The 12,112-nt window shown below is 50.0% G+C and carries 14 protein-coding genes and 1 tRNA gene; 1 reads left to right on the top strand and 14 read right to left on the bottom strand.

Features of this window, described 5'->3' with window-relative positions; all coding sequences use genetic code 11:
• Positions 1-73: 73 nt before the first annotated feature.
• The 14 genes from Q4C79_RS11945 to speA all read right to left on the bottom strand — a co-directional run bounded on the left by Q4C79_RS11945 (position 74) and on the right by speA (position 10,812).
• On the bottom strand, positions 74-577 hold the full coding sequence (locus Q4C79_RS11945) for a GNAT family N-acetyltransferase (protein ID WP_303091247.1): 504 nt from the start codon (positions 575-577) through the stop codon (positions 74-76).
• A gap of 10 nt (positions 578-587) precedes the next feature.
• The gene (locus tag Q4C79_RS11940; protein WP_303091246.1) at positions 588-1,121 is read right to left on the bottom strand and encodes an isochorismatase family protein; all 534 of its coding nucleotides are present in this window, start codon (positions 1,119-1,121) and stop codon (positions 588-590) included.
• A 94-nt stretch (positions 1,122-1,215) separates the two neighbouring features.
• Positions 1,216-2,433: a bifunctional glutamate N-acetyltransferase/amino-acid acetyltransferase ArgJ gene (gene argJ / locus Q4C79_RS11935; protein ID WP_303091245.1), complete on the bottom strand. Its 1,218-nt coding sequence runs from the start codon at positions 2,431-2,433 to the stop codon at positions 1,216-1,218.
• A complete protein-coding gene (locus Q4C79_RS11930) occupies positions 2,433-3,848 on the bottom strand; it encodes a chloride channel protein (RefSeq protein ID WP_303091244.1) in 1,416 nt (471 codons plus the stop codon). The genes argJ and Q4C79_RS11930 overlap by 1 nt, the downstream gene beginning before the upstream one ends.
• Positions 3,849-4,097: 249 nt before the next feature.
• Entirely contained in the window at positions 4,098-5,414 is a 1,317-nt protein-coding gene (locus Q4C79_RS11925; protein ID WP_303091243.1) for an ATP-binding protein, read from the bottom strand.
• A gap of 2 nt (positions 5,415-5,416) precedes the next feature.
• Positions 5,417-6,097, bottom strand: a complete 681-nt coding sequence (locus Q4C79_RS11920) for a response regulator (protein ID WP_303091242.1) — start codon at positions 6,095-6,097, stop codon at positions 5,417-5,419.
• 191 nt (positions 6,098-6,288) lie between these two features.
• Positions 6,289-6,364 (bottom strand) — tRNA-Asn (locus tag Q4C79_RS11915).
• 65 nt (positions 6,365-6,429) lie between these two features.
• On the bottom strand, positions 6,430-6,900 hold the full coding sequence (gene rlmH / locus Q4C79_RS11910) for a 23S rRNA (pseudouridine(1915)-N(3))-methyltransferase RlmH (RefSeq protein WP_303091241.1): 471 nt from the start codon (positions 6,898-6,900) through the stop codon (positions 6,430-6,432).
• Positions 6,901-6,931: 31 nt separating this feature from the next.
• Entirely contained in the window at positions 6,932-7,168 is a 237-nt protein-coding gene (locus Q4C79_RS11905) for a DUF333 domain-containing protein (protein WP_303091240.1), read from the bottom strand.
• A gap of 13 nt (positions 7,169-7,181) precedes the next feature.
• Positions 7,182-7,577: a ribosome silencing factor gene (rsfS, locus tag Q4C79_RS11900; protein WP_303091239.1), complete on the bottom strand. Its 396-nt coding sequence runs from the start codon at positions 7,575-7,577 to the stop codon at positions 7,182-7,184.
• A gap of 198 nt (positions 7,578-7,775) precedes the next feature.
• Positions 7,776-7,973 carry a hypothetical protein gene (locus Q4C79_RS11895; RefSeq protein WP_303091238.1) on the bottom strand — a complete coding sequence of 66 codons (198 nt, stop codon included), beginning with the start codon at positions 7,971-7,973 and terminating at the stop codon, positions 7,776-7,778.
• A 340-nt stretch (positions 7,974-8,313) separates the two neighbouring features.
• The gene (rpmG, locus tag Q4C79_RS11890; protein ID WP_003684373.1) at positions 8,314-8,469 is read right to left on the bottom strand and encodes a 50S ribosomal protein L33; all 156 of its coding nucleotides are present in this window, start codon (positions 8,467-8,469) and stop codon (positions 8,314-8,316) included.
• 29 nt (positions 8,470-8,498) lie between these two features.
• Positions 8,499-8,732, bottom strand: coding sequence for a 50S ribosomal protein L28 (gene rpmB / locus Q4C79_RS11885; RefSeq protein ID WP_303091237.1), 234 nt, complete (start codon positions 8,730-8,732; stop codon positions 8,499-8,501).
• Between the two features lie 181 nt (positions 8,733-8,913).
• Positions 8,914-10,812: an arginine decarboxylase gene (gene speA, locus Q4C79_RS11880; RefSeq protein WP_303091236.1), complete on the bottom strand. Its 1,899-nt coding sequence runs from the start codon at positions 10,810-10,812 to the stop codon at positions 8,914-8,916.
• Positions 10,813-11,095: 283 nt separating this feature from the next.
• Between speA and Q4C79_RS11875 the strand changes: the two genes are divergently transcribed.
• On the top strand, positions 11,096-12,073 hold the full coding sequence (locus Q4C79_RS11875) for an SEL1-like repeat protein (protein ID WP_303091235.1): 978 nt from the start codon (positions 11,096-11,098) through the stop codon (positions 12,071-12,073).
• The last annotated feature ends 39 nt before the right edge of the window (positions 12,074-12,112 follow it).

Here is a 12,112-nt window from a genome sequence, read left to right as displayed (position 1 = left end):
CACAAACCGCAAACCAAACAATTAAAATGCCTGCCTGAAAATTTTCAGACAGGCATTTTGTAATCAGCATTCATTAATCTTTTACCGGCTTGCCCAATATAACGATATCTGCGAGTTCTCCTTCTAAATCGCAAACACCAGGTAAGCGCCCCCAGCGCTCGAAACCGTATGATTCGAACAATCTGATACTGGCGTGGTTGTGGCCGAAAATGACGGCGATGATGTTGCGGATATGCAGCGAGGGTGCTTGTTCGATCATGTAGCGCAACAGAATTTTGCCGACGCCGACGCCTCGCATATCGTGCCGCACGTAAATACTGATTTCGGCGCTAATGCGGTAGGCTTCTCTCGGGTAATAGTCGCTGAAGCTGCCCCAAGCGAGGAGTTCTCCCGCGTGATTGCTCAGTTTATAGATCGGACGATTCCCGCCGTGGCTGTCAAACCAGGCTTGGCGATCGGCCACGCTGACCGGCTGCAAATCGGCGGTAGACTGGCGGCTGGAAATGGTACTGTTATATATTTCAACAATGGCAGCCAAATCGGTCTGTTCCGCCTTCGCAATGGTGTAGTCCGCCATCATCCGGCTCCTATTGGATCAGCTTGGAAATGGTTTTGAACGCGGGGTGTTTGGCGTCTTTCAGCAGCATAAACAGCAGGCTCTCAATGTTGCTGACCACTGCACCGAGGTTTTGCATTTGCGCCAACCCGTTTTCTTTGTTCTCTGTGGTACGCGAAGTGGTGCATTCAACCGGAACATATACACCGAAACCTTGGGCGCGTAAATCGGCTGCAGTTTGCAGCATGCAAACATGTACCTCGACACCGATCAGGATAATGTTTTGCGCGCCGTGCTGGCGGACAAACGCTTCCGCCTCTGGCTGCCAGGCGGAAAATTTGGTTTTCTCAAAGATAGGGGCATCGCCCAATTGTTCTTTGATGGCGGCAACGGTATGCCCCAAACCTTTGGGATACTGCTCGGCAGCCAGCACGGGAATTTCTAGCGCCTGCAAACCTTGCAGCATTTGGCAGGACTTTTCGATGAATAATTGATGGCCGTTTAACACGGGAGTGAGGCGTTCTTGGATATCGACTACAATGCAAACGGTATTATCGGTACTCAAAGGCTTAGCCATTCTGTATTCTCCTTTTATGTTTTTCAGACAGGCATGGTACGCATTTAATCACCATGCCTGCCGTTTAACTATAATCTTTTGTTTACGAACGGTAATCGGCATTAATCGCCACATATTCTTTCGATAAATCGCAGGTATATACGGTGGCACTGTCGCGGCCACTGCGTAAATCAATGCGTACGGTAATTTCAGCCTCGTTCATCACGCGCTGGCCGGCTTCTTCGGTATAACTTACTGCGCGGCCGCCCTCTTCCGCCACCAATACGTCCCCCAACCACATCCGCAACGTATCGGTATTGACATCAACACCCGAGTAGCCGATGGCCGCTAACAAACGGCCGAGATTGGGATCGCTGGCGTAAAAAGCGGTTTTTACCAAGGGCGAATGAGCGATGGCATACGCGATTTTCCGGGCATCTTCACGACTGGCCGCGTTGTCTACCTGAATGGTGATGAATTTAGTCGCACCTTCGCCGTCACGCACGATGGACTGCGCCAACTCCAAAGCGAGGCTGCCGAGCAAATCTCTCAATTGTTGATAGCGCGGATCGGCGATATTGTCGATTTCGCTCTGCCCGTTGCGGCCAGTGGCGATAATGACGAAGCTGTCATTGGTGCTGGTATCGCCGTCGACAGTAATGCTGTTGAACGACATATCGGCCACTTCCTGCGTGAGCAGTTGCAAAATCGGTTGCGACACTTTGGCATCGCAAGCGATAAAACCAAGCATGGTCGCCATATTCGGATGAATCATGCCGGCGCCTTTGGCGATACCGGTAGCGCGCACGGTATGGTTGCTGCCGACTTTGCCTTCTCGGCTGGCCGCTTTGGGCACGGTATCGGTGGTCATGATGGCGCGTGCGGCATCGGCCCAGGTTACCGGTTTCACATCCGGCAGCGCGGCTACGATTTTATCGGCCGGCAATGGCTCCAGAATCACGCCGGTGGAAAACGGCAATACTTGGCTGACGGCGCAATCGATTTGCTCGGCAACTGCCCGGCAGATAGACAATGCGTCGTTACGCCCTTGCACACCGGTACCGGCGTTGGCATTACCGGTATTGACCACCAACGCGCGAACCCCGTCTTCGTCAAACAAGTGTGCTTTGCAGATATGTACCGGTGCGGCACAGAAACGGTTTTGGGTGAACACTGCGCCCACGCTGTTGCCCGGAGCGAGTACCATTAAAGTCAAGTCGTCATGGTTGGTCTTTTTTACGCCAGCCTGGCCGACAAATACCTGAATACCGTCTATGCTCAGCAATTCATCAGCATTTTTTTCCTTGAGATTTACAGCCATTATGCTTGCTCCTTGGTCGTGTGGTTAGGTTCGGCTGCCGCAGCAGGCCTGTCTGAATGTGATTCTTCCTGAATACGCTGGCGGAAACGTGCGCCGGCGGCGTGATAAAACGGTTTGGGGCTGAACTGGCGTGAAACTTGCGAAGCAATAATCGAGCCGACCAGCAACCAGAATAATAAGTTTTGACTGCCCGTCATCTCCATCACCACCACGCTGGCGGTTAACGGCGATTGGGTGGCCGCGGCCAAAAACGCGGTCATGCACACCAGCACGATTACACCGGAATAATCGACCGTACCGCCCCATACGGCAATCTGCTGGCCGATCATCGCCCCTATGGTCAGGCTGGGAGTGAATATACCGCCGGGAATACCCGCCCAATAGGATAAAACGGTCGCCACCCATTTGGCCAGCGCCACACCGGGTTGGAAATCGGTCGAACCCAGCAGCGCCGATGATGCCTGCATATAACCGGTACCGTAAAGATGTCCCTGATAAAGCGTACCCAAGGCCGCCAGCAGCAGGCCAAGTGCGCCCGCCAATAAAATCGGATGTTTGGCCGCCCATTTTTTAACCTGCGCCGGCAACAGCCAACCGACACCTTTATATAAAAACCGTGCGAACAAGCCGCCGGCCACACCGCAAACCGCAGCACATCCCAACACCCACAGAGTCATGTCCGGCAACGGCACGCCGGTAAAACCGCGGAAATACGGGTTGTTGCCTTCCAGCGCCACCAACACGAAACCGGCAGCCAGAATACCGATAAAAATTTGCCGCTCCCAACGCAGCAAGACGCCGCGACCCAATTCTTCAATCGCAAACACCACCCCGGCCAGCGGTGCGTTAAACGCTGCGGCCAAACCGCCTGCCGCACCGGCGGCAATCAAATCATTTTCCTGCAAACCGCGGAAAGCCAAGTCGCGTTTCTTGCACCACTTGCCCCACGCGCTCATCACCGCCGCCCCTACCTGTACCGACGGCCCTTCGCGCCCGATGGACGCTCCAATCAGCATGCCCAGAAAGGTGAGCGGTATTTTCAACAAGGTTTGCGGCAAATTAATCAAGCGGCTTTTATTCGGCCCGTAAGGCAAAGATAACGAAGCGAGCACCTGCGGTATGCCGCTGCCGACGGTATAAGGCGCATAACGGCGCGTCAGCCAAACAATCAGCATAAAACCGAACGGAAGCGCCACCCAAGCAAACCAAGGATGGCGGGCCACCAGCTGCGCATTCAATTCCAGCGCATAATCGGCCAAATGGGCAAATATCAGGGAAACAACCGCCACCAGCGTGGCGCCGGCCAATAAGAAACCCAGCGCCACCGTCTTGCGCGACAGGCGTCGGGTTTGCTGGATTTTGTGTGAAATCTTATAAGTTAACCTGTGCCATCGAGCACCGATTGTGTGCTTCATCGTTTGTTCCGCCCGTATTAACTGTTATTTTCAGGACATCATTATTACCCGAATTGCGGCACAACGGAACCCGTTCATGCACAATGGTTGCGAATATATCCGTTTACTGTATCAACCGGATCATTCTCAGACAGGCATGGCCAATCCGGCAAGGCAGGATAACACCGTATCGCCTTTTTATAGTGGCTTAAATTTAAACCACTAAAACAAAATGCCTGTCTGAAAATTATTTCAGACAGGCATTGGCATCTATTGCTTACCTTTTGGCAACAGTTTGGCCAACCACACGCTAACCAACAGTCCGTGCTCAAAATTCGGGCTGTCCGCCAACTCAAGCCGCCCGCCGTATCGGGCAGCAATACCGGAAGCAATGGACAAACCCAAGCCGGTGCCTTCCTGTTCGGTACCGAGAATGCGGTAAAACGGTTCGCACACCCGAGCGCGTTCTAACGCCGAAATACCGGTGCCGTTATCTTCCACACGGATGCGGATATAACCTGCCGTTTCATCGGCGGCCAAATCAATCCGGCTTCCCGGCGGCGTATAACGTACCGCATTGTCAGCCAACGTTTTCACCAAGGTATAAACCGCCGTTTCATCCGCAACAAACCGCACGTCCTGTTCCGAAACCATACCGATGTCCTGATTTTTCTGTTCGGCCAACGGCAACAATTCCTCCAACACACGGCGAAATAAAGCCTGCATACTGATTTCCGTTTGTTGGCAAAACGCTTCCGGCGCCTGTACGCGCGCCAGAGACAACATCTGTTCCAACAATCTCTTATTACGATGGATACCCTGTTGCAGTTTGTATAATTTTTCGCGCGCATCGGCCGGCAGATCCTGTTCGGCCAAGCGGTCGGCCTGCACCGACAAAGCCGTCATCGGCGTACGCATTTCGTGGGCGGCATCGGCGATAAAGCGCTGTTGTTGCCGCATTGCCGCATCGGTTCGCGCCAGCAGACGATTGATGGCCGCCACAAAACCAGAGATTTCACTGGGTATGTGTTGCGTATCCAACTGAGCCAAATCGTTATCCTGCCTCGCTTCCACGCTTTCAGACAGGCTTTGTACCGGCTGCATGGTCCGACGGATAATCCAAACCGTCAGCAACAGCATAACCGGCACCAACACCAACAACGGCAAGGCGCTACTCCAAGCGGCGCGCACCGCCATCTCTTCACGGTATTCGTTTTCCTGCAACACCACCACCCTTCCCTGCGGCGTGTTATCCACATAAACGCGGTAAGGGTCCCCGTCATGCTCCAGCGTGTAAAAACCGTTACCCGAGCCGTCCGGCAAATTCAAATAATGTTTATCGCGGGGCGTTACCGGCGTCTGTACGAAAATCCGCGCATCATTATCGCTGTCTTTGAGCTGGCGCGGTTGTACCGTCGGATTGATATGAGCGGCGGTCTGGCGCAACAAATCATCCTGTAGCTTGTGGGTTTCTTGATAAGTATCGTAAAACGCCACACCACCGGCCACCATCGCTGCCACCAATGTCACCGCCGTAAAGGCGGCACTCAACTTAACCTGTATCGATTGAGTTAGAAATCTCAGCATAATCACGACACGGCTTCATCATTACGGGAAACCAACCAACCGGCACCCCGTATATTTTTGATATGCTCTTTGCCTATCTTCTTGCGCAAAGCATGAATCAAAAAATCAATGGCATTGCTCTCCACTTCCTCGCCCCAGCCGTACACCTTATCTTCCAAATCACTGCGCGAATGGATTACCCCCGGCCTGGCAATCAACACCTGCAACACCGCAAATTCTTTATGGCTCAGATATACCGGATCTTGTTGGCCACGGATAATCACCTGATAAGTCTTCGGATCCAGCGTAATCACCCCATTGCTCGGTTTAGGCGCACTCTGTCCGCTATGACGGCGCAATACCGCACGGATGCGGGCGTGCAACTCTGCCATGTCAAAAGGCTTCACCAGATAATCATCCGCCCCACCGTCCAAACCACCCACACGGCTGGCCAAATCATCGCGTGCAGTCACAATTAACACAGGCGTTTCATTACGCTTATCGCGCAAATGTTGCAATACCTGTAAGCCATCCTGCCCCGGCAGACCCAAATCCAGCAGCACCAAATCATAGGCCTGCCCAAGTAAAGCCGACTCCGCAGTCTTCCCATTGTTTACCCAATCCACCGCATAAGAACCGTCGCGCAGGCTGCCCGCCACCGCTTCGGCAATCATGTTATCGTCTTCAACCAATAAGATTCGCACTTTTGTTCCTTTTAACCGCCTGACCGATTGCAATGTATTATTATAAATGCTTATATTTAGCCGAAAATTAGTCACATGCCTGTCTGAAAACGACAAGCCCATACGCTTTAATACCGCTCTTAAAAAGATAACTCAAATACAAGCACAAAAGCAAAAACCTGAATCGGCAAACGATTCAGGTTTTTTTAATTTGGCTCCCCGACCTGGGCTCGAACCAGGGACCTGCGGATTAACAGTCCGTCGCTCTACCGACTGAGCTATCGGGGAATGAAGACCGAAACTATAAAGATATTTTCAACACGCGTCAATACCGCATTACGCTTTTTTTCGGATTATTCGCGGTGATACGGGTGATTGTGCAGAATCGATACGGCGCGGTAAAGTTGCTCGGTCAACAAAACCCGCACCATACCGTGCGGCAGCGTCAAGCTGGAAAGGCGCATCATCATGCGGGCTTTTTGTTTCAAGGCCTCAGTCATTCCGTCGGCGCCGCCGATTACAAAACATACGTGTTCGCCATTTTGCTGCCATTGTTTCAAGTAAGCGGCCAACTCGACAGAAGTAGGCGCTTTGCCCCGCTCGTCAAGCACCACTAGATAGGATTGCTCCGGAATTTCTGCGACAATCCGCTTCTCTTCCGCCAGCATCCCCTGTGCAGCGTTCACACCTGCGCCTCGCTTTTCCGGCTTGATTTCTTTCAGCACATAATGCACATCGCGCCCAAAGCGTTTGGCGTATTCAGCCACCGCCTCATCCACCCAGCGCGGCATTTTGGTACCGACCGCCAATACGGTAATATTCATCACATACTTTCAGACAGGCATTGCATACCGTTTATTGCTTACTACGAAACAAAGCCCATTCTTCCACCACTTGTCCGTCCGGCAGATGGCACACCCCGTATTCGCCGCCCTGTTCGTCCTTTTTAATTTCCAAACGGCCACCTTGCTCTACGCAATACTGCGATGCCGGGTTGGCGGCTTGAACAGTAGGCTCTACCGGTTTCTCGGCTGGAGCGACACAAGCAGTTAGCACAACTGCCGACGCTAACATCATGATGATATTCTTCATGTAGATTTTCTAATTATTGGCTGTCGGCCGCATGCCACGGCTTGGACGCACCGGCATGAAAGCTCGGTTTCTCTCCGCCCCACAGCGCCTCGATATCATAAAAATCACGCACAGCCGGCAGCATCACGTGCACCACCAAGTCCCCGGCATCAACCAGCGCCCACTCACCCGAATTTTCACCTTCGCTGCTGAGCAGCTCAAAACCGGCCGCTTTCAAATCCACCGCCACATTATTGGCCAGTGCCTTTACTTGGCGTGTACTGTCGCCGCTGGCGATAATCATACGGGCAAACAGCGGGGTTTTGTCACTGGTATCCAATACCAAAATATCTTTACCTTTGATGTCTTCCAAGGCATTCACCGCCACTGCAACCATACGTTCCAGATCCTGCAATTCTTGTTCGGTCATATTATTCCGTCAGTTAGTTTCTTAAAGCTGTCATTATAGTGTAAGCGCCGGCTAATCGATACCGTAAAAATTAAAACAGCCGCCACAAGATGGCGACTGCTTCGTCAATATCTAAACACTCTTCATTTATTACACGCTAAATCAGCCTGTAATCATATAATCTTCACTATAATACTATTTAGTATAAATCTAGTGTATTCAGTGCACATTGGCTGGGAAAAAGCCGCCGAAACCCAAATCATCCGGCATACCGTGTGCTCCGATAACATCCCATATTAACGGTTGCTCCAATTCTTCTTCATTTTTTGTTTCCGGAATTATCGCAACTACCCTTGCATTGTCCCACATCAAATCCAACCCCTTAAGATTAATAAAATTTATCTGATTATTCATCATAACTCTAACTCCAATAAACCGCCCTAAAGAGTCTGTCATTTATAATAAAATCACAGTGGCGGTATAAAATTTATTTATCCGACCGGATCACTCCGGCTTCTCTATCAAACTCTAATGTCTGATAGTCTGTCAGACATTGAGAGTTACTTTTAGTTCTATTGTGGTTTCTTTATTGCTTTTTTTAACAAAAGTCAAGCGTCATATAAAGCAAATCAAAGAAAGAAAACTAGTTTGCCACCACTTAAGCGGTAAGATTCATGGTACCCCCGTAAGATCCATGCGTTCTTCCGCAAAAAAACCGCCAATCTTTTGGCGGCTTTAGTATTATTCAAAACCAATCTTATTTCAGTTTGGTTTCTTTATAAATAACGTGTTTACGGGCAACCGGATCAAATTTTTTGATTTCCAGTTTACCAGGCATAGTACGTTTGTTTTTGGTAGTGGTATAGAAATGACCAGTACCGGCAGAAGACTCCAGTTTGATTTTATCGCGCATGGTTCCGTATCCTTAATCTGTAATTAAAATTAAGCTTCGCCGCGTGCGCGCAAGTCGGCCAATACTACATCGATGCCTACTTTGTCGATGGTGCGCAATGCAGCGTTAGATACGCGCAGACGAACCCAGCGGTTTTCACTTTCTACCCAAAAACGGCGTGTTTGCAAGTTAGGCAAAAAACGACGTTTGGTTTTATTATTGGCGTGTGACACGTTGTTGCCGCTCATCGGGCGCTTACCGGTCACTTTACAAACTCGTGCCATGATTGGACTCCAAACTTCTGTAATGAAAATAGTAAAACGCGATTTATACCATAAAATCCCATTGCAATTCAAGCCTGTTTTTCAAAGAAGCTGATTTTATCGCAGCAAACGGCTGAAAATATGTGGCTTTTATCAAACAATAAAACTCTTTAAAAGTAATGACATCCTTTTCAGACAGGCATTATTCTTCGTCCAAACTCAAATAGCTGCTTTGCTTTAAGGCGCGGAAGAATTCGGCGGTATACAAATTGCGTTCGGTGGCGCTTAATTTAGCCCAACGGGTTTTTTCCTCAAACTTATTAATCACTTCCTGAGGCTGCAAATGTACATAGCGCAGCATATCCTCGATATTGTCGTGCTCTTCCATTCCGCTGTAACGGATGCTGCCGTCATCTCCAACATGCACGTTAACCGAATCGGTATCACCAAACAAATTATGCATATCACCGAGGATTTCTTGATAAGCACCTACCAGAAACACGCCGAGCACATACGGCTCGCCCGGTTTTAGCTCGTGAATCGGCATGCTCGACTCTATGCTCTGCTGATCGACATATTGGCCGACTTTGCCGTCGGAATCGCAAGTCAAATCTTGCAACACCGCACGGCGGTTAGGCTTCTCGTTCAAGCGGTGGATGGGCATAATCGGCAACACTTGGCCGATGGCCCAAGTATCGGGCAGACTTTGGAACACACTGAAATTACAGAAATATTTATCGGCCAGCTTATCAGTCAAATCATCATATACCTGTCGCTGCGCACGATGACTGGTGCGCAAGCCTTGTTTCAGACGGCGGCATAAAACCGCATGCAGCTGTTCGGCCAGCGCCTTTTCCGCTAGGTTTACCCGGCCATCCATATAGTTTTCGTGTACTTCCGCCAGGTAATGGCCGATACGGTAATACGTTTCGGTAATCATCTCGGCGTCAATACCCTTCTCCAGCAGAGTCACCAGTTTTTGCGTAGCAAACGACAATTCGCCAACGCCTTCAATCTCAGGCGCCTCTTCCGGTAGGCGTTCGACATCGGTAACGTTCATCACCAATACCGCATGATGCGCGGTCATCGCGCGGCCGGATTCGCTGAATACATGAGGATGCGGCATCTGATGTTCATCACAATATTCTTTCAGCATGGAGACAATCACATGCGAATATTCGCCGATGTCGTAATTCATCGAGCTGGCATTGCGCGAATGCGTACCGTCATAATCTACGCCCAATCCACCGCCGACATCAACATATTCAATCGGCAAATCCAACGAGCGCAATTCGGCAAAATAGCGCACCGCTTCTTTAAAGCTGGCGCGATAATCACTGATATTGGCAATCTGCGAACCCATATGAAAATGCATCAGCTTAACTTGTCCGCCCAAACCGGCCGCTTTGAGCTTTTCCGCTGCGGAAATCAATTGGGCGGCCGACAAGCCGAATTTGCCTTTTTCGCCACCGGTATCCGCCCACTTGCCGGCCGCCAAAGATGATAAGCGCACGCGCAAACCGATGTTGGCGGCGATACCGAGTTTGGCCGATTCTTCAATCACATAATCGACTTCCGCCTCTTTTTCGATCACGACAAACACGTCGTGACCTAACCGCTGCCCCATCAAGGCAAGACGGATAAACTCGCGGTCTTTATAGCCGTTGCAGACAATGGTGCCACCTTTGGGTGCGAAAGCCAGCACAATCATCAATTCCGGCTTCGAGCCTGCTTCCAAACCGATAGATACCTCATCGTTCTTCGGCATGATGATGTTTTTAACCACGCTTTCCTGCTGGTTGACCTTAATCGGGTAAATCGCGGTATAGCGCCCCTGATAGTCCAGCTTGCGGATAGAACGGTTAAACGCTTTGCATAAGCGGTACACCCTGTCTTGCAAAATATCAGGAAAGCGAAACAGCATCGGCAAATCCTGCCCGCGTTCGGTCAACTCGCCGATGAGTGCGTACAAATCGACCGACACCCCGCTCTCCGGATTCGGCCTCACCATCACATGGCCCTCGTCCGAAACCGAAAAATAACCGTCGCCCCAATGGCGGATACCGTACAAACCGGCGCTGTCAGTCGCATTCCAAGTCATCGCTCTGCGTTCCTTCTGGTGAAAAAATAGCGTGATAATCCGGTAGCCATTGTAATGCAAGATGATGCCTGTCTGAAAAATAATTAGCCACACGATTTAAAGAATATGCCTGTCTGAAACTTTTCAGACAGGCATCCACCCGTTATCTTTCTCAACCTATTATCGGCAAAATCATTCTTTCGTCCAGCCAACAGATAATTTCACTGATATTTTCTTAGAATCTAACGATAATTATCAATAACTAACATATTGTTTAAATAAATATGATCAAAGAATCGGATAAATGATGAAAAAATTGCTGTACACCTTATTAGCCTCATTCTTTCTCTCACTCAATGCCTCTGCCTGGGCAATCGACCCGCCCGAACCGGACGAATACACTCCTGAGCAAGTCGCAACCGTCCAGAAGCAAGCAGAGCAAGGCGACCGCGTGGCGCAATACCGTTTGGGGCTTGCTTATGAAAGAGCAATGGGAGAATTGGAGGAAGACCCTGAAAAAGCACTGGAGTGGTATGAAAAATCCGCAAAACAAGGCTATTACAAGGCCTACAGCCAAATCGGCTATCTGTTCGACGACTGCGGCCCGCTGTCGACGGATTATGTGAAAGCTCGGGTATATTACGAACATGCCGTCAAACTGGAACCCAACGATCCGCTCGCCAACTACTTTCTCGGCTGGCTCTATAAAGAAGGTGACGGTGTCAAACAAGATATCGCCAAAGGGATAGAATTTCTGAAAAAGTCTGCGAATGAAAATTACCAACCGGCCATGCTCACCTTGGGCGATGTTTACCAAAACGGCCAACACAATATCCCGGTAAACTGGGATGAAGCCGCCAAGTGGTATCAAAAAAGTGCTGACCTTGGTAACCATCAAGGTGAATTCCGCTTGGCCGAGCTTTATTTTAATCAAGATAATCCCGGCTATGATCCTAAGAAGGCGTTCCCGTTATTTTTGAAGATTGCGAAAACCAAACAGCAGGATAACTGCAACTGTACCGAAGCCGCATCATACATTGGCTATATGTATTTAAATGGCGAGGGTACGGAAAAAAATTTCCAACAGGCCTTGCATTGGCTGAGAATTGCTGCTAACGCAGGCGATACGACGGCTATACATAATCTGGCCGAAATGTACCGAGAAGGTTACGGTATCAAAAAAGACCTGAACCGCGCCCGCAAACTTTATCAACAGGCCTGCGACGAGGGTGATGACGAATCCTGCGAAGCTTATGCGCAATTGAGAAGTATAGTCAATTAAAATAAGAACTCCGTAGCAATGCAGTCATAAAATCTCCCA

Source organism: Neisseria sp., from assembly GCF_030523955.1.
GTDB lineage: Bacteria > Pseudomonadota > Gammaproteobacteria > Burkholderiales > Neisseriaceae > Neisseria.
The sequence above is the reverse complement of the archived record's forward strand: the minus strand, read 5'-3'. Positions and strand labels throughout refer to the sequence as shown.